The following is a 25030-nucleotide window of genomic DNA, read 5'->3' as shown; positions in this document are numbered from 1 at the left end:
ATAGAAATTAGATGATTATGCTTTTTCGTTTGAAGGAATGTAGTGTATACTGTCTTCATCTCCCGGATGCAATGATACGCTCTGCGTGCCTGCTTTACCCTGTCCCCAGGCAAAAGCCAGCGGCAAGATAAACAATGCAGCGAAAGTAGAGGCGATGAGTCCTCCAACCACCGCGCGGCCTAAAGGAGATGACTGGTCACCCGCTTCTCCCAAACCGCTGGCCATCGGAATCATACCTACCACCATGGCTAACGCCGTCATAAGAATAGGGCGTAAACGCAACGCTGCCGCTTCTGTAGCAGATAACAATGCATCGCCATTATGCTTGCGCAGTTGCTCCGCATTGGTGATCAATAATACCGCATTGGAAATAGATACCCCTACGGACATAATCATCCCCATATATGACTGCAGATTTAAGGTGGAGCCGCATAACATCAACAATGCCAATGAGCCTAACAATACTGCCGGTACGGTGGCCAGCACTACTGCAGATACTTTGAACGACTGGAAATTTGCTGCCAGCATCAGGAAGATCACGACGATGGCTACAATCAAACCACCTTGCAAACTATCCAGCGTTTCTGTGAGGGTACTGCTTAAACCAATCAGTTCCACATTTAAACCACGGGGTAATTTACCCATGGCAGCAATAGCTTTTTTCACATCCACGGCCGCCGAACCAAGGTCTTTATTATTCAGGTTAGCCGTTACCGTTAGTGTGGGCATAGCGCCAAGGTTATCTGCTTCGCCGTAAGTGGTGTCAGTACTCATGTCAGCCACATCGCCCAGTATGGGGCGGGGTGTGTTTTTCAACAGCGGGATCTCTCCTACCTGTTCTTTGCTGGCCATTTTACTTTCCGGCACCTGTACCTGTACACTATAGCTGTATCCTGCTTTTTCATCTACCCATACATTCTTTTCCGTTAAACGTGAAGAGGAGGTAGAGGCGATGAGTGACCGGGAAACGTCGCTCATATCCACGCCCAGCTGGGCAGCGCGAACGCGATCCACTTTAATATTGAGCGCCGGGTATTTAATAGACTGCCCAATCTGCACATCGCGGAGGTAACTGATTTTCTTCAGCTCATCCACCATGATCTGCGCATATTTTTCATTCTGTTTTTTATCGCGGCCGGAAAAGCGCACCTCTACCGGTGTAGGCGATCCCTGGCTGAGAATTTTATCGGTTAATTCAATCGGTTCGAAGGATAATTTCATTTGCGGGTCAATGGATTTGGCACGTGCACGGATCTTATCTTTTAACTCATCCAGGTTAACTTTATAGTGTTCGCTGAGAGTCACCTGTAACACGGATTCATGCGGCCCGGCCATCCAGAGGAAGATAGGGCTGATAGAAAACAGCTGCGGATGCATGCCTACATAAGCGGAGGTGATGTCAACATTCTCTTTTCCAACAATACCTTTAATGCCATCGAGTAACTGCAGCGTTTTCGCTTCTGTGACTTCGATACGTGTACCATCCGGAATCCGCATTCTCACCTGGAACTGGCTACCATTTACTTTCGGTAATACATCGCGGCCAATGGAGCCCAGGAGCAGTGCCACCACAGCGCCTACCAATACCAGGTAGCCAATAACTATAGGCCGGCGATAAGGCATCATGCGCCCTATAAAGCGCAGGTAGCGGTTACGCAGCTTTTCGAAGCCACTCACTTTTCCATCGCGGTTGCTGTCCGCCCGTTCTACCAATACTTTTTTCTGTTCCCACGTATCATGTTCACCGGCACCTGCCAGTCCTGATGCCGCAAATTCTTCTGCATCCGACATATTGGTACCATCGGCTTTTTTGTGGTGCTTTACTTTCATCACCCAGTTGGCCATCACTGGTACAAAGGTTTGCGCCAGGAAGTAGGAAATGATCATGCTAAAGCCAATGGCCAGGGCCAGCGGCAGGAACAGCGAACCGGGGATACCGCCCATGGTGAATGCCGGCGCAAATACCGCGAGGATACAGAACAGGATCAGCAGCTTCGGAAACGCAATTTCCTGGCAGGCATCCCAGATGGCCAGGGCCTTGGGTTTCCCCATATCCAGGTGCTGGTGTATATTTTCAATGGTTACTGTACTTTCATCTACCAGGATACCAATGGCCAGCGCCAGTCCACTCAGCGTCATGATATTGATGGTTTGCCCAAAGAGGTTGAGAAACAGTACCGCTGAAATGATAGAGGTAGGAATGGTGAGGATCACAATCATCGCTCCTCTTGGATCCCCGAGGAAGAGCAGTACCATCAAACCTGTGAGAATAGCGCCGATGGTACCTTCAGTGAGTAAGCTCTTCACGGAGTTGATCACATAGGTGGACTGGTCAAATTCATAGCTCAGCTTCACATCTTCCGGTAGCTGGGCCTGCATTTTTGGAATAGATTTCTTCAGGTTTTGTACTACTTCCCAGGTGGAGGCGTCAGCGCTCTTCGCAATACTCAGGTATACCGAGCGTCTGCCGTTTACCAGTGCATAGCCGGAGGTAATATCCGCGCCGTCTTCCACGGTTGCTACATCGCGCAGATACAGATTTTGTACATCTCCCTTAAACAACGGAATATTTTCAAAATCCTTGATGTTACGGATAGTGGTATTGGCGGAAGCGATATAATTATTATCCCCAATGCGCACATTCCCCGACGGAGCAGTTTGGTTGTTCACGCGCATGGCTTCTACCAACTGATCGGGTGTAAGATTGTGCTGGCGCAGCAATACCGGATCCGCTTTGATCACTACGGTACGCACGTTCCCGCCGAATGGCGGAGAAGCCACCAGACCGGGAATAGATGTAAACGATGAACGTACGTATACGTTCGCCATATCCAGTAATTCGTTGTTGCTGCGTTTATCGCTGCTCAGCACCAGTTGGCCTACCGGCAGCGTGGACGCATCAAAGCGAATAATAAACGGCGGGTTGGAACCAGGTGGAAACGTGGCCTGTATCCTGTTGGAAAACGCACTCACCTCGGCCGCCGCCTGGGCCATGTTGGTACCGGGATAGAAGTTGATCTTCATCAGCGTGAGGCCTTGTATATTCTTGGTTTCAATGCTTTTGATCCCGTTCACAAACAGGAATATGTTGATATACTGTTTGGCGAAAAAGGCTTCCATCTGCACCGGCGTATAACCGCCGAAAGGATGCGATACATAGAGTACCGGCATATCCAGCTTGGGGAAGATGTCGATCTTAATCGTATTGACCGCTTTTATCCCGAAGAAGAACAGGCCGGCAACAAGTACCAGTATGGTAATAGGTTTTTTTAATGCGAAACTGATTAAGTTCATAATAACGACGTGTTGGTAAATAAAGCCATCAATGGCGTCCGTTTAACGAAAGCGATCTGCGCTAGTTTTCAAATATGCTAAAATCTCCTACTGCTGCAGCTTTCAGCAATAAAGCCTGCCACACATTGCTATAGGCGATGTCTTTGTCTGTTTCTGCCCGGATGAGTACATAGAGCGCCTGTGTAACATCTACCAGGTTAGTGAGCCCGTTTTTATACAATACTGATTTCTGGAGATAGGCATCTGATGCAGCTTTCACCTGCACAGGCACTTCCCGGTAGTTATCCAGGGCATTCTTTATTTTGATATCGGAGAGGTCCAGTTGTGCGCGGATCTGCTGACCAGCGAGTTCGTATTCGTATTGTAATCCCTGGCTGATCTGCTGTTGCGCCCTCACCTGCCGGGATATGCGGAATGGTTGTGTGATATTCCAGGTAACGCCTACGCCCAGCAAATAGTTGGTGCGGGTAGGTTTCACGCCATCCCAGTAGTTGTGTGTAAAATCAGTTTGATCGGCTATATAGCCGGCGCCAAAGCCGGAGCCACGTGTCTGCAGTAGTCCTACCAGTGAAAAGGCCGGGTAGTACAGCGTTTTAGCGTACTTCGCCTGTTCATCGCTGAGGGCAATACGGCTTTTATACCATTGCAACAGCGGATGATTATCCGGGTTGAAATTTTGTTGCGGCAGGGCTGGAATACGTGTCATATAGGTAGTATCTACCGTAAATGATTGCGGCGCTACGCCCAGCAGTTGTGCCAGTTGATTGCTTTGTTCCTGCTCAAAATCCTTCGCTTTGGTGAGGGCAATCCTGGCGCTGGAATATTCTGCATTGGCCTGGGAAGAGTCTACACCGGCGATGAGTCCATTCTTCACGCGGGTCACAACTACGCGACGGATCGTATCTGCGCGCTGCAGGTTTTCCTCGTAGGAACGGGTGAGCTGTTGTGCTGCCACGAGGTTTAAATAAGTGGCCGCCACTTTAATTTTGTGCTTAAAAATCTCTTGTTGCCAGTCTTTATCGTTCTGTGTGGCGGCCGCTACTGCCGTTTTCACCTTTTCTTTTGCTCTGCCAAAGGCAAAGAAGTCCCAGTTGATATTAGTAAGGTATAATGCGCCGAAGGCGGCATTCCAATTCTGATGATCGAGCGAGGGTCCGGCTGAAGCGGCGCTTAGTCCTCCAAAGCCGTACAGGGGACCATTCTGGCCGTTGACGGTACCATAATCCTGCTGTACTCCTACATTGACATTCGGCAGGTAATCGCGGCGTGCCTGCGATACCTGTTCCCGTGCAGCCGCCGTATAGCTGGCTTTGGCCTTGATGGTACCATAATTGGCGATGGCGGTATCAATGGCCTGCTTAAGGGTAAACACCTGCTGTGCATTGGCGTTGTAGCCGGCGAGTGTTGTTGTGAACACCGCTGCAAACGTCAACAGGCAATTTTTTTTACTCCACATGAATAACTAGATTTTACGATTGAAATGCCGTTAAGGATATTTCAACCACAAAATGACTGTATCATTTTGAAGTAACTTTGAAGGAAATTCAAAATTGATATTTTTTTAGGGAGATGGATACCTACGCGGGCATCTCCGCCGCTGTGGGCAAGGGTTCGCCGTTCATCACATTTGGCACATCTTCTTTAAAAAAGTAAACATGTATCCTGTGCCAGCCATTGGTATAGGTATAATCAATGGTATAATTACTCACCTCGCAGATTTGCTTTACAATCGCCAAACCCAATCCTATACTGTCACTGCTCTGGTTACTTTTTTTGAATCGCTGGAATAGTTCACTGGTAGGGATCTGCGGCGGCAGGCCGGTATTACTGATACAAAGTTCCCGGTGAGTCAGCAGCACGTCTATTTGCCCGCCATCACGGTTATGCCGGATAGCATTACTCAGCAGGTTATTCATCAGCATCTCTGCCAATGCCGGATGGATGTTCAGTGGTACGGCTTTATCCAGTTGCGTGGACAATTTAATGTCCCGCATCAGGATCCAGTCTTCATAAGTAGCCAGCACCTCTTTGGTAACCCTGCAAAATTTCAGGCTTTCTGTAGTTTTGAATTCCTGGTTTTCCAGCTTGGTGAGCAGGATTAAGGAGCGGTTGATATGCGATAACTTTTCAATGGCATTCTGCATATCTCCTATCAGTGCGGCTTGTGTGCCATCGATATTCGTTTCAGAAAGCAATTCTATTTTGCTGCGGATCACGGCCAGCGGTGTTTGCAGCTCATGTGCTGCATTTTCACTGAACTCTTTCACGGCGGCATAGTCTTCCATGGCTTTATCCGTCATTTTGCGGAGGAAAGCATTCAACTCTTTGAATTCAGTGGTGCTGGTTTCGGGAAGTTGTATCTTCTTTTTTTGTTTCAGATCGAAGCGATGAATGGCTTTCATGGTGCGGCGCAGCGGCAAAAAGATTTTTCCGGAGATGAGCCGTGCCGTCACAGACACCGCAATGGTCAGCAACACTATTTTCCATATCACCGCAGTGAGCATTCCCTGGAATATTTCTTCTGACTTAATTACGTAATTGAAGGAAGAAATTTTATAATGTTGTGCCCCTACTTCATAATAGGAGTTCACGGTAATGCGGCATTCTTTCCGCCCCAGGTCTTCTGCCACATAATTATCCTTGCTGACAGTCACCTTTTCCGCCGGTAAGGTGCCAGGCAGCAGGCTGATTTCAATGGGGCGGCCATGGGTATAACGGTCCGGTTTTTCGCCCGCACGGAGTTGCTGGGCCACCCGGTCGTTAACGGCCTTCATACGCTCTATTTCCGCCTGATCCAGGTGTTTTTTGATATTGTTGCGGGAAATGACCATGGTAATGGGTGTTACCAGCAATACAACACCAATAAACCAAAGCGTTATTTTGTTAAGTAGCTTCATGTTTTGGATGTATTAAACTTATAGCCTAAGCCATATACCGTTTCAATGTAATCTGTTCCTTCCACGGCACTGATCTTTTTTCTCAGGTTTTTTACATGTTGGTAAACGAAATCGAAATTAGCCAGGTTATCGGTATAATCCCCCCAAAGGTGGGCTGCAATAGACTGCCGCGATAATACACGGTTTTTATTGACCACAAAATACAACAATAGGTCAAATTCCTTGCGGGTAACATCCAGCAGCACATCATTCACGGTAGCTTCCACCGTGTCGGTATTGAGTACTATTTCATTGAAGGTGACCAGGTTATTGTTGCTCCCTTCCAGCTTTTTACGGCGGTAAATCGCCCGCAGGCGCGCATGCAGCTCCGGCAGGTGAAAAGGCTTGGTGACATAGTCGTCTGCCCCACCTTCCAGGCCGTTTACCTTATCATCCAGCGCATCTTTGGCAGAAATGATCAGTATCCCGCTATTGATGTTCTCTTTTCGGATATAATTCAGCAACTCCAGGCCATTACCGTCCGGCAGCATAATATCCAGCAGGATACAATCGTAAGAGAAAAGCGACAGCTTTTCCCGGGCTGCTTCGAAGGTGTACGCCAGCTCACAGATATACTTTTCGCCGTTGAGATAATCGGATATCCCGCTGGCCAGTTCCTTGTTATCTTCTACAATCAATACTTTCATAAAAACATACCTGGTGTGAAGGTGCTATGTAAATTTATAGCAATTTTGAAGTTTAGGGAAAGATGGGGGCTCCAAAAACGAAACATCCCCACAGCAAAGGCGCCGCGGGGATGTTTAACAGGTCATAGAATGGCTCAGGAACCAAATATCTCTTTCAATTTCTTATTCATCGCCTCATCATCTTCCCCACCGCCGCCATAGCGGCCAATAATCACGCCTTTAGGATCTATCAGGATCTTGGTTGGCAGCGTATGAATACCGTAATAATCGCTCGTATCTTCAGGATTAGGCAGGTTTTTCTCCCGCTTGCTCCAATCGAGGCCGCGGAGTACATGACGCCAGATACCGATACCATCCTGTGCTACCGCCTTTTTCCAGGCAGCTGGATTGGAATCATCATCTGAGATACCGATGATTTCAAAACCTTTGGCGCTGTACTTACCATACAGCTCTTTCAGGTGCGGATTACCTTTGCGGCAAGGACCACACCAGCTGGCCCAAAAGTCCAGCATCACGTATTTGCCTTTGAGATCAGCGAGGCTAAGGGTTTTTCCGTCGATATCTGTTTTGGTGAACTCGTGTGCAATACTGCCTGGAGAACCCGCCCGCAGGCCGTCCAGCTCTTTTTTAATTTCGAGGCCATCTAAGCTCTGTTGCATGGCCGGTGACATTTTAGCGTAATAGGCCTCTCCTTCTGCCAGCGGCATGCCGCTTACACGGTAACGCAACATCTGAACAGCCGGATAAGCATTGGGATGCTGATCAATGAAGGCCTTATCTATTTTCTCCATTTCGTCATAATACGGCTCCATCTGGTCTTTTATCTTGTCGAGCCTTGTTTTATAGGACTCCAGTACTGCTTCCGGCTTTTTTGCCTTGTGAGCTGCTATGTATTCCTTATTCAGCTTATTGAATTGCTCTGACAGTGGCTTCAGTTTCTTACTTACCGGCGCTTCGGCGGCCGTGAGCAGATCTTTATCTGCCTGCGACTGCGAGCCGGTGAGCTTTGCATCTTTCAGCCTGCCGGTGGCAGATGTCAGCTGCATCGGCGCAGCGTCCATGAAAAAGGAGGTGAAGTCCCCTTCTCCATACATTGCTTCTTTTTTATCGAGGTACATCCTGCCTTCTACGGGCTGAACCAACTGCCCCTGGAAGGTAAACCTGCCATTTTTAGACATTACACTATCGGTCCGGTATTGCTCTGCGCCGGTGGCATAGCTGAGATACACATAGCGGTTAGGTAATCCTTTAATATCTCCCTTCAGGGTAAAAGGTTGCTGTTGTTGCGCCATGGCAGATACCTGCAACAGTACCAGTGGAACGGCGAATAAACTATGTTTCATGGATTTTATTTTGGTGGATTATTATTTAAGTATTTCTGCCAATGCGGTATGCAGCTTAGCGCCTCTTAATTCTTTTGCGATAATGATGCCTTGCGGATCGATCAGGAAAGAACAGGGAATGGCCTGGATACCGTATTCCCGGGCCACTTCATTGCGGAAGCCTTTCAGGTCGGATAACTGCATCCATGGCATGCCATCTTTTGCAATGGCTTCTTTCCATTTGTCGGCTTTATCATCGAGTGATACGCCTACTACGGTGAAGTTTTTGTCTTTGAATTTATTGTAGGCTTTCAGCACATTGGGATTCTCTGCACGGCAAGGGCCACACCAGCTGGCCCAGAAATCGAGCAATACATATTTGCCTTTGAAATCGGATAAGCGCACAGGTTTCCCATTCACATCGGCCTGTGTAAAGTCGATCATAGGCTGACCGATGGCGCTTTTCTTAATTACTGCCAGTCGTGCTGCAATTCGTTTACCCACGGCCGTTTGCCTGGCGGCAGGTGATAGCAATTGGTATACACTGTCTACCGGTGCATATTCTCCAAAGGTGGCCATATCTGATACGAGGCTCAGGCTTACCGGGCTTTCGGGATGTGCTTTAACATAAGCCACAGAACGCGCCCGGTTCTGCGCACGTAAAGCTTCTATCTGGTTTTCCAGTGCCAGTTCAGCAGTATCATTGCCTTGTACCGTCTGGTATTTTGAATAGAGGGTATCGCGCTGCGCGGTAAGATCCTCTATTGATTTTTGGTACGCGGTATACGCATCCTGTGAGGCCGAACCGGTGATCTGCAGCTGATCTACAGAATCGATATTGCCTTTGATCGTCACCGCTGCATTTTCCATGAACAACTCTATATAACGGGAAGAGGTCATGATATAAATTTTCTGTGGTTCTTCGATCTTGCCGGTCCAGGTGAACTGTCCGTCTTTCACCTTAACAGTATCTGACTTAGCAGAATCTGCTACCGGGATAGAAAGATATATGACCGAGTCTTTCAGGCCGGTGATGGTAGCAGTGATGCTGGCAGCGGGCTGCTGTGGCTGGTGACAGGCAACAGCCAGCAAAGCGGCAGCGGAGAGTAGTTTAGTGTGGATCTTCATATTCATATTCATTTTCATTTTTGATAGCCAGGGTTTTGATCTCCAATCGCCGGGTTCGACACAAACTCAGCATGCGGAATGGGCAGGATATATTTGATTGGATCTGCAGCAGTAGGACGCAGTTCCTTTATCAATGCAATGGGAAGCCGCAATAAGGCCATCCACTCCTGTCCGTCTTCAGCCAGCAGGTTCCTGGAGGTTTCCAGGTACAGTTGTTTCAGCATATCCTCTGTGGAGGAAGCATTATCAACAGCAGTAAAATCCGTTACACCGGCATGTGACATGATATTTTTGAGGATACCCCGGGCAGTGGCAATACTACCGCCGCTTCGTACCATCGCTTCTGCTTTCAACAGGTATACTTCTGTTAAACGGAAAGCATAAGCTGTTTCCGAAAGTACGGATGGTTCGTTACCCTCTTTAATATATTTCAGGAAAAAGTAGGTATCATCCAGGTCAGGATTAGCTGAACCAATCATCCACGCGCCGCGGGGGTCGTCCTTCAACAGGTCTTTCAGCGCAGTTTTTGCTATAAACAAAGAAGAAGCACCCGGCCAAAATTGCTTGCTCGTGTTATAGTAGTAGCTTTCCTGGTTTTGCTGTGGTTTGATCCCGAGCATCACTTCCGGGCTGGACAGTCCTTTTACATAAAAAATATCTTTCGTTTGTGGTTCCAGCGTAAATCCGCTATTGAGAATGATGCTGTCGGCAAGGTCAATTACCTTCGTATAATCTGCCTGCTGACCATGGCTCATCAGCACCCGCATCTTCAAGGCCATGGCGGTCCAACGCGTTGCATAAAATACCGGGTTCTTCGCCGGTGCATTAGCAATAGCATCATCAACATCGGCAAGGATAGCCGCATAACTGTCTTTCACAGAACTACGCGCCTTCGATACCCCTTCGACTGTTACAAATTCATCCCGCAGTAAAATACCGAAGCGGCTATTTAAGTCGAACCATTGGCCGAAATAACTCAGCAATTTAAAATTGCTGTAAGCGCGGAGGAAACGTGCTTCTGCCAGGATTTCCTTTTTACGGTTGTTAACAAAGGCTTTATCCTCCAGTGCTGTTACCCCTTTGATAACGCCGTTGGCGGCGTTAATGGTTTGGTAAGAAGGTGCCCAGTAGATTTCTGAGAAAAAAGACCTTGTATAATTATTATTTTCTGCATCATCTTCGCCATAACCATATCCCAGATAGCCAGCGTAGATAGCAGGTCCTACTTCATTGTTTTGCCAATCCGTTACATTTTCTCCGGCATTTACATTGGCAAACCGGTAGTAAACACCGTTGAGCGCAATTTCTGATGTACGCTGATCAATGATGGTATTTCCATCGACCTTTGCATTTTCGGGCAGTTTCCCTAATTCCTTTTTGCAGGACACTCCTGTGATCAACACCGCACCCAGCATTATATATATGATCCTTTTCATAAAATCTTTTTTGTTGTTTTAAAATCCAAAACGAAGGCCGATATTATATTGCTTCGTAGTGGGGAACGTACTCACATCCGAGCTGCCATTAATTAAGCTGTAAGGATTATTACTTACTTCCGGATCAGGACCGGGATAGTTTGTAATGGTGAACAGGTTGGTAGCAGAAGCATACATAGACGCATCGCGGATATGCAGGGAATGCGCTACTTTCACCGGCAGCTGGTAAGTGAGTGTTACAGATTTTAATTTGAGATAAGAACCATCATATACATCGTCGCTGGCAGTTGCACCATAATTTTGTCCCAGTATCAACCGCGGGCGGTCGTTGCTGGGATGCTCCGGTGTCCAGCGGTCTTTAATGCGTGCCCCTCTGTTGGCATAGGAATCGAAAGCTTTGTTTTGAATATCTGCCAGGTAAAGTAATTTTCCGCCGTATGAGAATGTAGTCAGGGTAATCAGGCTGAAATTTTTATAGGTAAAGGTGTTGGTGAAGCCTCCAAAGAACTTAGGTTGGGCCTGGCCAATCACATCGTATTTAGGGAATCCATTGTCCCCTATTTCATACATAGGGTCGCCTATTGCTATGAAAGGCGATAAATATTTGTAGTAGGGATATTCCTTTTTATAGTCAGCCAGTTGCTTATCGTTTTGGATAATGCCTTTGAATTTATAACCATAAAAGAGACCTAATGGTTCCCCCTTTCTTACAATGGAATTTCCCTGCAGATAAGAGTCCGTGCTGCCTGCATTGGTAAAGTCGCTCGTAATATCCATTACTTTACTTCTGTTGCCAGACACATTAATGGCGCCGGTCCACTGGAAATGTTTGTGTTTAATGAAATCCATACGCAGATCCAGCTCCAGGCCTTTGTTATTAATCGTAGCCAGGTTGGAGATTACATTGCTGTAAGAAGAACTGGGTGGCAGTTGTGTAGCCATTAACAAGCCGGTGGTATTTTTTTCATAATAGCCAATCACACCACGCAGCCGGGAACCGAACATTTCAAAATCCAGCCCCAGGTCTTTCTGCAAAGTAGATTCCCATTTGATTTTTTCATTACCCAATTGTGTAGGGACCAGCGCATTTCTCCCGCCATAGGAACCAGGCGTATACAAGGTATAATACAGGTTATCGCCAAAATTCTGTGTACCGGTATAACCAGCGCTGGCTCTCAGTTTCAGCTCATTCAACCAGGTAACGCCTTTCATAAACGGTTCTTCAGAAATACGCCAGGCCACACCACCTGAAGGGAAGTAACCTACGCGGTTATGGGCAGGGAATTTAGAAGACGCATCAGAACGACCCGTGAAGGTAAACAGGTACCTTTCTTTAAAGGCATAGTTAGCGCGTGCATAAAAACTCAGCAGGGAATTCTGCCCGGAGGTACCGGTAGATGGTAAAGTAACTGCAGCGGAGGACAGGTTGTTGAGGTATTTATCATCCGGAAAACCTTGCCCGCTGGCGGAAAAAGAATTAAAACGATATTTCTGCCAGGAAGTACCGCCTAACAAGGTTAACCGGTTGTTTTCATTGAACTGTTTATCCCAGGTGAGGGTATTTTCAAAAAACAGGTTTACCTCTTCTGTTTGCCCCTGTGATCCGGTCCCCCCATTAGAATCACTTACTCCGCTGGAAGAAGCAATCCCGGCTGTACTTGGCACATAGTTCAACTGATGATAGTTGTTATAATTCACTGAAACAGTGGATCTGAATTTCAGGTCTTTCAATACATCATAATCGCCGGAAAGTGATCCCAGCAAAGAGGCTGTTTTTCCCTGGTTAATACCATCCAGCAGGATCAACGGGTTTTGATATCCCTGGTAATCGTATCCCCCAATCTGGGAGCCGAGGAAACGATAGTAAGTGCCATCAGGATTTCGCGCAGGCAAAGTAGGCGGTGCATAAAATGCAGCGGGGTAAATACCGTTGGTGATATTATTTTTAGTGAACCCGTAATCCAGGTTGGTAATGATACGCAGCTTGCTGGTGATTTCGTTGTCCAGGCTTATCTTTCCTGAAATACGGGAAAAATCTGTTCCCAATACCACCCCGTTTTGTTTGTTGTAAGACAATGAAGTATAATAACGGGAACCTGAACCACCGCCACGTACGGAGATGTCCGCATTCTGAGAAGCGGCATTACGCAGTACAAGGCTTAACCAATCGGTATTCGCAGTACCCAGAAAGCTGGGATCATTCAGGATTTGAGTTGCTTTGGGATTGGGTTGACGACCATAAGCCGCCCTGGAGTCGTTTAGGTTTTTAGCTGCTTCTTTCAACAGGGATACATAATCAGCGGCATTGATCAACTTTTCTTTGATAGGACTGCTTACCCCTGCATAGTAGTTCACATCCAGTATAGGCTTCTGGTTCAGCTTCCCTTTCTTGGTGGTGATAATAATCACACCGTTTGCGGCTTTGGAACCGTAGATAGCGGTAGCAGAAGCATCTTTCAGGATGTCGATGCTTTCAATATCATTGATGTTTAAACCAGCAAGACTGTTTAATCCACGGGAAAAGGAACCGGATACCCCACTGTTGCGTTCATCACTACCGCCGCTCTCGATGGGGTTTACTACTTCTGCCTGGTTTTGTATATATCGGTTCTGGATGGTTACCTGTACGCCATCAATGATATACAGCGGATCGTTACCGCCCATCAGCGAGGTACCGCCACGGATACGGATCTTCGCCACACCGCCGGGAGAGCCGTCGGCCTGCGTTACCTGTACACCGGCTGCTTTACCACTGAGCGCCTGATCTATGCTGACAAATGGTACATTCTTCACTTCATCCACATTGACGGAAGCTACCGATCCGGTGAGGTCTTTTCTTTTAGTGCTGCCGTAACCTACTACCACGTATTGATTGAGGTCATCCACTTTTGCATGCAGTGTTATTTCAATCGCCTGTTTACCGCCTGTGTTGAGGCTTTGGGATTCAAAGCCTACACAGGTGATCAGCAATACCGGCCGGGCGCCGGCATTGCGCAGTACAAAATATCCACCCTGATCGGTGATGGCAGCGGCGTCGCCACCTTTCACCCGCACCGTGGCGCCGGGAATCGGCTGTCCTTTGTTGTCCAGGATCCTGCCCCGGATGTCATCGGGTGGCGCCAACTCGTCGCTAAAGTGATTTTCCGGTGCAGGGGTTGCTTTCCGGGAAATAACGATGGTGTTGCCTTCGATGTCGAAACTCAGTGGCTTGTCCTGTAACAACTTAGCCAGCGCCACTTTCAGCGGCATCTCTTTCAGGTTGGCGGATACTGGTGTTACGTCTGATAAGTCTTTGCTCCGGTAAAAAAAGACGTAACCGGTTTGTTGTTTAATGACAGTAAATACCTGCTGTAGCGGCATTTCTTTGCAGGTGACAGTTACCGTTTGTGATACCCCGCTGGCACAAACGTGTAAAGCCAGCACCGTTAATAAAACTGCGGTCATTCTCATTACTCGCCAGATTTTGGTTACATAATCAGTCCCTGGTTGAGGGGACTCGCTTTCAACAAGTGAACCAACCGATTGCGCGGATCTCCCGTGCTGGTTGCGAACAACATTAATTTTCATACCTTAGATTGGTTTTTGGTTGACAAATGTTTCTCACCCACCTTTTACAGGTAGTCGTGAAAAGCTTTCCTAAACAGGGTTAACCACTTTCTAAAACCTGGTGCGGACGCCAATCCTGAGCACCAGGTTTTTTTATGGATGAACATAAGATCTCCGTGTCCGGTGGACCTCATTACTTCATAACATGATTTTACGGATAGTTAATTGTGCGGGCGTTGGTAAGCCCCGTCACATCGTTAGTTTGCTGATATTGGTGGTATCAGCGATGGTTGGTATTTGGTTTAGTTAGATTTTAGTTATGGATAAATAATAATCCGTCTGCCGTCCTCTACTTTAAAGTTTATTTTCGCCTGCGATAAAACTTTCAACAACTGCTCCTGTGTCAAACTTCTTCCTATCTCCCCTGTAAAAGTACCTTCCGGCACTTTGTCGCTATACCGCACTTCTATGTTATACCATCTCGATAATTGTCGCATGACCGTTGGAATATCTGCGTCTTCAAAAGAGAAATAGCCATTTTTCCAGGCAATGGCATTACTGGCCTCCACTTTTGTTACCTCGTTGGTGATGGCGCCCGTTTGGCTTACCCTCGACTGTTTCCCCGGCATCAGCAATTTCGCAGTGCTTCCGGCTCTTACTAACACGGCTCCTTCCAGCAATGTAGTATTGATGGTGCTTTCATCCGCGTAAGCATTGATATTAAAATGCGTACCCAACACCAATACCTCCAGGCGGTTTACTTTCACGGTGAATGCGCGCTCTGCGTCAGAAGCTACTTCAAAGTATGCTTCTCCCGTAATACTTACATTTCTTTCCTTTCCTGCAAAAGCAGTAGGATAAGTGATGGACGAATTGGCATTCAGCCATACATCAGTACCATCCGGCAAGGTAATTTTATATTGCCCGCCACGCGGCGTACGCAGTACGTTGTAAGTGACCCCGGCTGCTGCCGATTCATTATGCTGATACACAATTTGTCCGTGTGTTGTTTTCTCTACTTTGGTGTTCCCCTGCACTGTTAATACGCCGGTACCTACGCTGTCCAGGTTCACCACGGTGCCATCTGCCAGTGTCAGTGTAGCTTTGTCGCCGCCCGGCAAAATGGGCTGTACTTTCTCCACCAGCACGGCTTTGGGCCGATACTGCCAGGCATAAAAACCGATGCCTGCCGATATTAACAGCAAGGCGGCCGCCGCCACTTTCCAGTTGAAGCGCTGCACAGGCACCAGCTTCGGCATTGCTGCGGGCCGTGTAGCTGCGTACAGGCGCTGGCGCATCCGCGCTTCCAGACGGGCCTCCGTTTCGCTATCATCGGCCTGCAGGTGAACGGTGAGCGAATGTTCATCATAGGCATTATACCATTGTAGTAACTGCTCCTTCTCCTCTTCACTAGCTACTCCGGCAAGGTACTTTTTCGATAGTAAAGCCAGTTCGTTTGTGTTCATCCGTGTTTGTGATTTACAGGTGCTATATAGTTAAGTCTGGGAAAAAGGGAGCTACCCTACCTCCGTAGAAAAAAAAATTAAAAAATGGGGGATCCTGCTCAGAACAGGGCATGAAAATAATTCCGGAATTGAAGGCGCAGGCGCTGCAATGCTTTACTGATATGCTTTTCCACGGCTTTCTCAGAGATATTTAATTCCGTGGCTATTTCCCGGTTAGAGAGCCCTTTATTGCGGCTATAGTCAAAAACAATCCTGCATTTTTCGGGCAACTGTTTCAACTGCTCCTGCATTGATTGCTGCAGGAAATGGAGTTCAGCGGTATCATCTGCAACCGCCTGGATGGCTTCCGGCAAGGCTTCCATGTTGGTTACCGGTATCAGTTTGGATAATTGGGTAAAAACAGCATACCGGCTGGCAGTGGCGAGATAGGCGGGTAACGACCGGATAACGGATTGCCCCCTGCGCTGCCACAATCCTGTGAGCACATCCTGAACTACATCTTCCGCCAGCTCACGCGAGCGTAAACGATCATATGCCAGCACATACAGGCGTTTCCAGTACCTGTTATAAATTTCTGTAAAGGCGTTATGATCATCACCGCTCATCAGCTGTACCAGCGTATCGTCTCCATAATGGGCATAATCGGTCATCATCTCCAGCGTAATACTAATGATTGGTTGATCCTATAATGTTCACCTGATACCTCAAAGCTAAGGTTTCATCTAAAGAGAAACAAGCACCTGACCCTGTAATAATACGATTTATAGTGGAAAATATTCATGAAAAAGCCCCCGCAGCAGCATACTACGGGGGCTATCTTTATAAAATATTACTTACCTGATTTCTGCCAGCATCTCTTTCACTGCTGCTTCCAGCTGTGCATCCTCACCTGCCAGGAATTCTTCATAGCGGAGAGGTACGCGGATATCCGGTTCCACCTGTAAATTTTCGGTAGGACGGCCTTCATTACCGATGGTAGCTACCATTGGAATACCAAATACCAGTGTCGGATCTATCTGGGTTTCCCACCATACCGCGGTACCAGTACCTGGTACAGGCATACCAATGAGTTTACCTATTTTCCCTTGTTTGTATACATATGGGAAGATGAATGCATCGCTGTAGTTTCCTTCACTCATCAGCACGCAGCTCGGCGCCTGCCATTTGGTACCAGGTTCTCCCCTGTCGAGTACATGGCCCTGTGGTGCAAATTTCAGGTAGCTTTTACCGCTGAGGAAATGATACAGGTCGTCGTGCAACCATCCACCACCATTGAAACGGGTATCTACAATCAGCGCTTTCTTATCGCGGTTGCGTCCCATGGCATCATCGTATACCGTGCGGAAGCTGGCGTCGTTCATGCCTTGCACATGTACATATCCTACTTTGCCGTTGCTCAGTTTATCTACCATAGCGCGGGTACGGGCTACCCAGCGTTTGTACATCAGTGCATTTTCGTCACCACCGCTGATAGGTTTCACAGTTTCTTCCCAACGCGTTTTGGTATCCGGATTGTAAATGCTTACCAGCACGTTACTGCCTGTTTTACGGTTCAACAGTGCTGCCCAGTCGGATTTGTCCGTAATACTTTCGCCATCTATTTTTTCGATGATGTCGCCTTTCTTTATTTTGCTGCTGGCTTTATCAAACGGACCACCAGGGATCACGTCTTCTACTTTCAGTCCATCCGCTGTGGAAGCTTCATTGTATAACAATCCGAGCGACGCGGTATTGTCGCCATTCACAGGCTGTGGCGAATAACGGCCACCGGTATGAGAGCCATTCAGTTCACCCAGCATTTCACTCAGCAGTTCTTCGAAATCGTAGTTGTTGCTGATAGAAGGCAGGAAACGGGCGTAGTTATCGCCATACATTTTCCAGTCCATATTGCGGAGCGTAGGATCGTAAAACTTCTCTTTCACCTGTTTCCAGGCATGCCAGAAAATATATTTACGTTCTTCTTCCTGGTTAAGCGACAATTCCGTGTTGATAGATACCGGGGTTATTTTTCCGCTGCCGGTTTCCACTTTCACTACGCTGCCCTTGTTGCTGACAAAGAGGGTATTACCATCTTTGCTGAGGGCAATACTGCCGGGAGTACCGCCCAGCTTGGCGAGGATCTTGGTTTCACCTGTTCTCGGTTCTGTTACCCACAGGTCGTATCCTTTTTCAAAAGCGGCCATGTAATATAGCTTGCTGGCATCCTTGCTCAGCACATAATCGGCGATGGAAGCGCTGTTGATGGTGAGTTTTACTTTCCTGTTTTCCAGGTTATTGAAATCTGGCTGGAAACCTTTTTTGGTGTCGGCAGAATCTTTGGCTTTCAGGGTAGAATCTTTGGCCGCTTTACCACCGGTCGCTTCTTTTTCTTTCAGCAGGTTAAATTCATCTTTCGACAATTTATATTTATCATATGCGTCCTGGTCGAAGAATACGCCGAAGATGTCTACTTCGCGGCTGCCCTGGTTGGCGAGTGATTTACGTCCTTCACGGTCGCTGGTCCAGGTGAGCATTTTACCTTCTGCGGCCCATTTAGCGTTGCTTTCTCCGAATCCGCTACGTACCGGGTATACAGACGCTCCTTTTCCATCGGCGGGTATCAGCGCCGCATTGGAGTAAAAGAAATTGCCCTGTGCATCGTCGGCCAGTATCCATTTGCTGTCCGGGCTCCATTCAAAGCTCCAGTCGCCATCCGAATAAGAGTAGTTATGTCCTTCCGGTAGCAGCGTGCGTGTTTTGCCAGACGCGATGTTAAATACTTTCAGCACGTTGCGGTTTTCGACGTAAGCGATTTCTTTGCCATCCGGCGAAAACAGGGGCTGGAATTCTTCCGCTGCCGTAGCGATAACGGGTTCTTCTTTCAGCAAGGTAGCCGTAAAAAAGTAAGGTTCTTCTTTGCGTACCTTAGTGGTTTGGTAGATATCCCAGTTGCCGTTACGTTCCGCTGCATAAATGAGTTTCTTTCCATCGGGCGACCATGCCACCATTCTTTCCTGTTGGGGGGTATTGGTGATACGCTTGGTAGTATTGCCTTCTACGCTGGTCACGAATACTTCGCCACGGGCAATGAAGGCCATTTCCTTGCCATCCGGGCTCATGGCAAATTCGGTGGTATTGCCGTTCACGGGTACATTTTTCACGATGGCACCACGGCCATCATTGAAAATGTTGATGGCCAGCTTACGGGGTTGTTCCCCTTCTTTCAGCGTATATATTTCCCCGTTATAAGTAAAACACAGGGTATTATTATCTGCTTTAGACAGGTTCCGCACCGGGTGTTTGGTAAAATTGGTCAGCTGTTGCATGCTGCCGTTACCAGCCAGGGATGCTTTAAAAACGTTTTGTGAAATACCGCCTTTTTCGCTGAGATAGTAGATATCGTTACCATTACCGAAAACGGGCTCCCTGTCTTCTCCTTCGTAAGGAGATACTTTTTCATAGGTGCCTTTGACTACATCCATTACCCAGATGTCCCTGGTAACAGCGGATACGTGGTGTTTACGCATCGGATCTTCATAACCTTTGCGGTCCTGGAAAATAATTTTGTTACCGGCTTTGTTGTAGTGGGCCACATCTGCACCGGCCGCACTGACCAGTACAGAACGTCCGCCTGTAACGGGTACCGTGTACATGTTCCTGAAAATGCGATAGGGAAACCTTACGCTGGCAGCAGGCGCATTACGGACACTGCCGAAAAGCACCTGTTTGTTATCTGCGGTAAAATCGTACGGATAATCCGGGGCACTGTTGCTGGTTAATCGAACCGGCGTACCGCCGGTAGCGGGCATTACAAACACATCAAAGTTACCGTACCTATCGCTGGCGAAGGCGATATACTTACCATCGTGGCTCCATACAGGCAGCATATCGTGGGCTTCATGGATGGTCAGTGGTACAGCCACCCCACCCTTTACGTCTACCCGGTAAATATCGCCTTTATAGCCGAATGCAATGGTGTTGCCGTCTGGCGATATAGTGGGATTTCTAAGCCACAAGGCATTTTCCTGGGCATAGGCAGTGGCAGCCATCAAAAAGGCGGCGCACCCAAATAAAAGTTTCTTCATAAGCGCTTTCTTTAGTTCTGTTGCTTAACGTAACGGCGTAGTAAGCCGGTACCCAAAGTAAAAAAAAGCGCTGCGCTTTACAAACATCATAAGGACAAGTGGGCGGAAACAGTTGTCGAAGGCGGAAAGCGTAAAGCAGAAAGCATAAAGCTATTGCAGCGGATGATAAACGCGGAGATTAGCGGAACATGGTACCGAAAACCCGGTCCCATAGCGTGGAACTGACTCCGAAGCCCAGGGCTTCGTTTTTATAGTGATGCAGGTGATGATTGCGCCAGAGGGGCTTCAGCCATTTAAAGGGAGGCGACCAGGCATGGATGGCATAGTGCATGCTGCCATATGCCAGGTAGCCGGAAATAAAGCCGGGAAAGAACACAAAAGCATTTTGCCGCATGAGTCCATAAAATACGGTGAACAGGAAGGAAGAAATGATGACACTGGGTACGGGCGGCATAAACAGCCGTTGTTTGTCGCGTGGATACTCATGGTGATTACCATGCATCGTATACGTAATTTTACGGGCTACCGGGTGATCGCTCACCCAATGGAATAAAAAGCGGTGGGCGATGTATTCGAAGAGCGTCCACCCCAATACCGCCAGCAGGTATATTACTGCAATGCGGCCATAACTATATCGCAAAGATGTTTTGCTGTAGTATAACATATAACCGATCACCGGCAGGTACATCCCGAAGATCACCACGGGATGGGTTTTGGTCAGAAACTCCAGGTATCGGTTGCTAAAGATCTGTGCCTGTCCTTTATTATGTATTTTCTCAAACTTCATAGCAGCGGGTTTGATAGCTGGTACAAAATTGTATTCCCTGCGGGATTTAGCCAGCCAATTTCCAATGAGTTGTTGGATTAGGGAGATGAGTTGCAGAAAAAAGACATTTACCTGCAGGTCGTTTGTCCTATTTTCCTTTACATTTGGAAGGCATAACTTTGAGAGATGAAAGCGAAAGAAACCGTTTCAGAATTTTTTGAGTTACATGGACAGGCGCATTCCGGGGAATTATTTACAGTGAACCGGCTGGAAGAATTTGGTTGCAGCGATACCAACCTACCCTCGGGCAGGCGTGACTTCTACAAGATTTCGCTGATCATCCAAGGTGGGGGCACCTTATCGTATGCGGACAAATCGCTGCATATGACAGGTCCCGCCCTTTCGTTTATGAACCCAATGATTCCCTATTCCTGGGAGCCGGATGTGGCGCATCAAACAGGATATTTCTGTCTCTTTCCTGAAACTTTCATCGATCAGCATTTAAAAAATGGTGGGCTCGCGCAATCGCCCCTGTTTAAGGTAGGCGGTAATCATGTTTTCTTCCCGGATGCTGAAAAAACTGCCTTCCTGCAAAACATTTTTGAAAGCATGGTCCGGGAAACCAGCACCAGCTATGCCCATAAACATGACCTGCTGCGGAGCTACGTACAAATCCTGATGCATGAAGCGTTGAAAATGGAAGCGCCGGATACCTATTACCAGGCAGGCAATTCCGCCCAACGCATCAGTGATCTGTTCCAGAACCTGCTGGAAAAACAGTTCCCCGCCAATCCGCCGCACCAGGTAATCCGCTTTAAAAATGCCAATGAATTTGCCGCACAATTATCCGTACATACCAATTCCCTGAACCGGGCATTAAAAGAAACCACCGGTAAAACTACCAGTGAATGGATTGCAGATAAAATCAGCCAGGAAGCCAAAGCGTTACTGTTGCACAGCCACTACGATATCGCGGAAATTGGCTATTGCCTTGGATTTGAGCATGCTTCCAACTTTAACATCTTCTTCAAAAAACAAACGGGACAAACACCTAATCAATTCCGGAAAGCCACTGTTTCCATTTCATAACTAGCTGTTTGATTCGCATAATTTCCCGGTCATAGCGCCCGCTATCTTTGTGTCATAAACAAAACGAATATGACACAAGAGATGTTAAAAGACAAAGTATCCCTCATCACCGGCGGTACAACAGGTATAGGTTTAGCCACTGCAGCTTTATTTCTTAAAAATGGTGCGAAAGTAGTGATTGCGGGTCGCCGGGAGAAAGAAGGCCAGGCCGCCGTAGCCCAATTACAATCTATCAGTCCTGATATTCATTTCATAGCAGCCGATGTGTCCCAAAGCAAGGCCGTACAGCAGTTGATAACGGAAACGGTACAACGTTTCGGCAAACTGGATATTGCGTTTAACAACGCCGGTATAGAAGGCCATTTTGCGACTATTACCGATACTACAGAAGAAGAATTTGACCAGGTGATTGCCATTAACCTGAAGGGGGTTTGGTTATCTGCCAAATATGAAATGGAGCAGTTTAAAAAACAAGGTACCGGTGGCGCCATTGTAAACACCTCTTCCTGGCTGGCGCGTGGCGCCGCCGTTGGTTCTGCCGCCTACTCCGCCAGTAAGGCCGGCCTGGATGGCATGGTCCGCTCACTGGCCCTGGAGGGTGGCCCATCCGGCATCCGCATCAACAATATTCAACCTGGCTATATTCATACTCCTATGTTTGATCGCTTCTTCCCGGCGGAAAATGCAGCCGAGCTGATGGCTCCATTCCTGAAGCATGCGCCGGTGGGCCGTTTTGCAAAACCGGAAGAAGTGGCTGAACTGGTGCTGTGGTTAAGTAGCCCCGCTGCTTCTTTTGTGACCGGGGAAAGCATACTGGTAGATGGCGGGTTAGCCATTGGAGGACAAAGATGGTAAACTCCTTCATTTTGATTAAATTTATAACAGCCAGATCCGGCTGTTATAAATTTATTCCGGATGGCCATTCCGCTACCTTTTATTATTCCATCAAACAACATAGGTCATGGCAGCATATCAAAGTGAAGAGAAAGCAAACCAACAACCGGATGCAGAGAATCCTTATGCATTATTGAATTTGCAGCTAACGCCGGTTGAAAAGTGGGCGGCTGGTATTCCCGCTGTGATAGCGGCCATGACTGACCTGGTGGAAGCCAAAGCCTTTTTCAAAGGCAACAGGGCTTTGCTGAGCATGAATCAGTTCAAAGGATTTGATTGTCCGAGTTGCGCCTGGCCGGATCCGGACGACGAGCGCTCCCCTATCGGCGAATACTGTGAGAATGGCGCCAAAGCTTTGGCAGAAGAAGCCACCTCAAAAAAAATCACACCGGAATTTTTCAGGGAAAATTCGGTATATGATTTATCAAAACTGGACGACTATCACATCGGGAAACTGGGGCGACTAACAGACCCTGTTTATTTACCCCAGGGAGGCACTCATTATCAGCCCATCAGTTGGGACGATGCCTTTAAAAAAATAGCCACGCATCTTAATGCGCTTGAAAATCCTGATCAAGCTGCTTTTTATACTTCCGGAAGAACGAGTAATGAAGCATCGTTTGTATACCAGCTATTCGCCAAAGCGTATGGAACCAACAATATGCCCGACTGCTCCAACATGTGCCATGAAACGTCGGGATCTGCATTACGGCCAACTATCGGCATAGGAAAAGGCACCGTTACGCTGGAAGACTTTTATGACGCTGAAGTAATTGTTATCATTGGTCAGAACCCGGGAACCAACGCACCGAGGATGATGAGTGCCCTGGCAAAAGCGAAAGAAAACGGCGCCAAAATCATTGCGGTTAATCCTCTTCCCGAAGCGGGTTTGATGGGATTTCATAATCCCCAATCTATCAAAGGTGCTATTGGCGGTGGTGTAAAACTGGCTGATTTATACCTGCCTGTGAAGATTAATGGCGATATGGCATTGCTGAAAGCACTGGCCCTGCTGCTCCTGGAGCAGGAAGATAAATTTCCCGGGAAGGTGCTGGACCAGGCATTTATTGCCGGCAAAACAGTAGGCTATGAAGCCTATGTAGCGCATTTTAAAAACGGGCACTATCAACTGGATCAACTGGCGGAGCTTTGTGGTGTTTCAAAAGAAGACCTGTACCAGGCCGCCACCATGCTGGCATTCAACAAAAGGATTATATTCTGCTGGGGAATGGGCCTCACTCAGCAGCCCAATGGCGTGGACATGCTACAGGAAATCCTTAACATCGTACTGCTTAAAGGGAGTATCGGCATCCGCGGAGGAGGGCTTTGCCCGGTGAGAGGCCATAGTAATGTGCAGGGAAACCGTACCATGCTGATTGATGAGAAACCCGGCAATGAACAACTCGACCGCCTCGAGAAATATTATGGTTTTAAAATGCCACGCGAACATGGTTATGACGTGGTGAAAGTGATAAAAGCCATTCATGAAGAAAAGGTGAAAGTGATGTGTTGTATGGGTGGAAATTTTCTTTCTGCAACACCGGATACAACGTATACCGCCAATGCGCTGAGGAAATTGAACCTGTTGGTTTGCGTTTCTACAAAACTCAACAGGGGACACCTGGTTCATGGAAAAGAGGCTTTAATTCTGCCTACCTATGGCCGGAGTGATAAAGACATTGTGAACGGCGAAGTTCAGATCGTCAGCACAGAAAACTCCATGGGCGTAGTGCAGGCTTCAAAAGGTGTGCTGGATGCTGTTTCTAAAAACCTGGTGAATGAAACGCAGATTGTTTGCCGGATGGCCATGGCTACACTGGGCTCAAAATCTGTCGTGAACTGGCAGCTTTATCACGATAGTTACGATGAAGTAAGAAATGCTATTGAACAATGTATCCCTGGATTTGAAAATTATAATACCCGTGTTCGTCAAAAAGGTGGTTTTTATCTTCCGAATAATGCCAGGGATGAGCAACGTTTTGCGCAGGAACTCGGGGGGCGGGCGCCGTTTACAATCACGGAGGTACCTGGCAATCATTTGGAAGAAGATGAGTACATGATGGCTACTACCAGGACCCACGATCAGTTCAACACCACTATATACGGCCTGGATGACCGTTACAGGGGGATTAAAAATGAGCGTCGTGTCATTTTTATGAATCAGCAGGATATAGATAAAGCAGGTTTTAAAGCGGGAGATAAAGTAGATTTGTATAATTATGATGATGGCATAGAGCGTATAGCACCTTTGTTTATTATTGTTTCGTATCGTATACCGCTAAAAAATACGGTTACTTACTTTCCGGAAACCAATGTGCTGGTTTCTATTAATAACGTGGTAAAAGGAAGCAATATGCCTGCTTCAAAATATGTAAAAATAAAGATAAGAAAACATGATCCCGGCGTATACCGGAAACTACCACAGTAGCAGTAACAGGATTT

General features: G+C 47.5%; 15 protein-coding genes. 3 read left to right on the top strand and 12 right to left on the bottom strand.

Going from position 1 to position 25030, the window contains the following annotated elements; all coding sequences use genetic code 11:
- Positions 1-15: 15 nt before the first annotated feature.
- From J7623_RS28165 to J7623_RS28110, 12 genes are all read right to left on the bottom strand, one after another.
- Positions 16-3294: an efflux RND transporter permease subunit gene (locus tag J7623_RS28165; RefSeq protein WP_291927455.1), complete on the bottom strand. Its 3279-nt coding sequence runs from the start codon at positions 3292-3294 to the stop codon at positions 16-18.
- Positions 3295-3355: 61 nt separating this feature from the next.
- Positions 3356-4750 (bottom strand): TolC family protein, encoded by a 1395-nt coding sequence (locus J7623_RS28160; RefSeq protein ID WP_291927453.1) that lies wholly within the window; start codon positions 4748-4750, stop codon positions 3356-3358.
- 121 nt (positions 4751-4871) lie between these two features.
- Complete coding sequence (locus J7623_RS28155; protein WP_291927450.1) at positions 4872-6191, bottom strand: HAMP domain-containing sensor histidine kinase; 1320 nt, start codon at positions 6189-6191, stop codon at positions 4872-4874.
- Positions 6188-6877 carry a response regulator transcription factor gene (locus J7623_RS28150; RefSeq protein WP_291927448.1) on the bottom strand — a complete coding sequence of 230 codons (690 nt, stop codon included), beginning with the start codon at positions 6875-6877 and terminating at the stop codon, positions 6188-6190. Before J7623_RS28150 ends, J7623_RS28155 begins: the two co-directional genes overlap by 4 nt.
- Before the next feature lie 134 nt (positions 6878-7011).
- A complete protein-coding gene (locus J7623_RS28145; RefSeq protein ID WP_291927444.1) occupies positions 7012-8220 on the bottom strand; it encodes a TlpA disulfide reductase family protein in 1209 nt (402 codons plus the stop codon).
- 21 nt (positions 8221-8241) lie between these two features.
- Positions 8242-9327, bottom strand: a complete 1086-nt coding sequence (locus J7623_RS28140; protein ID WP_291927442.1) for a TlpA disulfide reductase family protein — start codon at positions 9325-9327, stop codon at positions 8242-8244.
- Between the two features lie 14 nt (positions 9328-9341).
- Positions 9342-10763, bottom strand: coding sequence for a RagB/SusD family nutrient uptake outer membrane protein (locus J7623_RS28135; RefSeq protein ID WP_291927440.1), 1422 nt, complete (start codon positions 10761-10763; stop codon positions 9342-9344).
- Positions 10764-10781: 18 nt separating this feature from the next.
- Entirely contained in the window at positions 10782-14213 is a 3432-nt protein-coding gene (locus tag J7623_RS28130; protein WP_291927437.1) for a TonB-dependent receptor, read from the bottom strand.
- 413 nt (positions 14214-14626) lie between these two features.
- Positions 14627-15775, bottom strand: coding sequence for a FecR family protein (locus J7623_RS28125; RefSeq protein ID WP_291927432.1), 1149 nt, complete (start codon positions 15773-15775; stop codon positions 14627-14629).
- 98 nt (positions 15776-15873) lie between these two features.
- Positions 15874-16428 (bottom strand): sigma-70 family RNA polymerase sigma factor, encoded by a 555-nt coding sequence (locus J7623_RS28120; protein WP_291927429.1) that lies wholly within the window; start codon positions 16426-16428, stop codon positions 15874-15876.
- A gap of 180 nt (positions 16429-16608) precedes the next feature.
- Entirely contained in the window at positions 16609-19839 is a 3231-nt protein-coding gene (locus J7623_RS28115; RefSeq protein WP_291927426.1) for a S41 family peptidase, read from the bottom strand.
- A 178-nt stretch (positions 19840-20017) separates the two neighbouring features.
- Complete coding sequence (locus J7623_RS28110) at positions 20018-20626, bottom strand: sterol desaturase family protein (RefSeq protein ID WP_291927423.1); 609 nt, start codon at positions 20624-20626, stop codon at positions 20018-20020.
- Between the two features lie 165 nt (positions 20627-20791).
- Between J7623_RS28110 and J7623_RS28105 the strand changes: the two genes are divergently transcribed.
- From J7623_RS28105 to J7623_RS28095, 3 genes are all read left to right on the top strand, one after another.
- A complete protein-coding gene (locus J7623_RS28105) occupies positions 20792-21694 on the top strand; it encodes an AraC family transcriptional regulator (protein WP_291927419.1) in 903 nt (300 codons plus the stop codon).
- 69 nt (positions 21695-21763) lie between these two features.
- Positions 21764-22549: a glucose 1-dehydrogenase gene (locus tag J7623_RS28100; RefSeq protein WP_291927416.1), complete on the top strand. Its 786-nt coding sequence runs from the start codon at positions 21764-21766 to the stop codon at positions 22547-22549.
- Between the two features lie 106 nt (positions 22550-22655).
- Positions 22656-25016: an FdhF/YdeP family oxidoreductase gene (locus J7623_RS28095; protein WP_291927413.1), complete on the top strand. Its 2361-nt coding sequence runs from the start codon at positions 22656-22658 to the stop codon at positions 25014-25016.
- Positions 25017-25030: the final 14 nt, after the last annotated feature.

This window comes from Chitinophaga sp. (assembly GCF_017745275.1).
In the GTDB taxonomy this organism is placed as follows: Bacteria; Bacteroidota; Bacteroidia; order Chitinophagales; family Chitinophagaceae; genus Chitinophaga.
Note: the sequence above shows the minus strand (reverse complement) of the source record. Positions and strands in the feature narration are given on the sequence as shown.

Bases quoted from the DNA above. Each gene is read 5' to 3' on its own strand.
- J7623_RS28165 (WP_291927455.1), bottom strand. From the start codon at position 3,294: ATGAACTTAATCAGTTTCGCATTAAAAAAACCTATTACCATACTGGTA.
- J7623_RS28135 (WP_291927440.1), bottom strand. From the start codon at position 10,763: ATGAAAAGGATCATATATATAATGCTGGGTGCGGTGTTGATCACAGGA.
- J7623_RS28105 (WP_291927419.1), top strand. From the start codon at position 20,792: ATGAAAGCGAAAGAAACCGTTTCAGAATTTTTTGAGTTACATGGACAG.
- J7623_RS28095 (WP_291927413.1), top strand. From the start codon at position 22,656: ATGGCAGCATATCAAAGTGAAGAGAAAGCAAACCAACAACCGGATGCA.
- J7623_RS28145 (WP_291927444.1), bottom strand. From the start codon at position 8,220: ATGAAACATAGTTTATTCGCCGTTCCACTGGTACTGTTGCAGGTATCT.
- J7623_RS28115 (WP_291927426.1), bottom strand. From the start codon at position 19,839: ATGAAGAAACTTTTATTTGGGTGCGCCGCCTTTTTGATGGCTGCCACT.
- J7623_RS28110 (WP_291927423.1), bottom strand. From the start codon at position 20,626: ATGAAGTTTGAGAAAATACATAATAAAGGACAGGCACAGATCTTTAGC.
- J7623_RS28120 (WP_291927429.1), bottom strand. From the start codon at position 16,428: ATGATGACCGATTATGCCCATTATGGAGACGATACGCTGGTACAGCTG.
- J7623_RS28125 (WP_291927432.1), bottom strand. From the start codon at position 15,775: ATGAACACAAACGAACTGGCTTTACTATCGAAAAAGTACCTTGCCGGA.
- J7623_RS28130 (WP_291927437.1), bottom strand. From the start codon at position 14,213: ATGAGAATGACCGCAGTTTTATTAACGGTGCTGGCTTTACACGTTTGT.
- J7623_RS28155 (WP_291927450.1), bottom strand. From the start codon at position 6,191: ATGAAGCTACTTAACAAAATAACGCTTTGGTTTATTGGTGTTGTATTG.
- J7623_RS28150 (WP_291927448.1), bottom strand. From the start codon at position 6,877: ATGAAAGTATTGATTGTAGAAGATAACAAGGAACTGGCCAGCGGGATA.
- J7623_RS28140 (WP_291927442.1), bottom strand. From the start codon at position 9,327: ATGAAGATCCACACTAAACTACTCTCCGCTGCCGCTTTGCTGGCTGTT.
- J7623_RS28160 (WP_291927453.1), bottom strand. From the start codon at position 4,750: ATGTGGAGTAAAAAAAATTGCCTGTTGACGTTTGCAGCGGTGTTCACA.
- J7623_RS28100 (WP_291927416.1), top strand. From the start codon at position 21,764: ATGACACAAGAGATGTTAAAAGACAAAGTATCCCTCATCACCGGCGGT.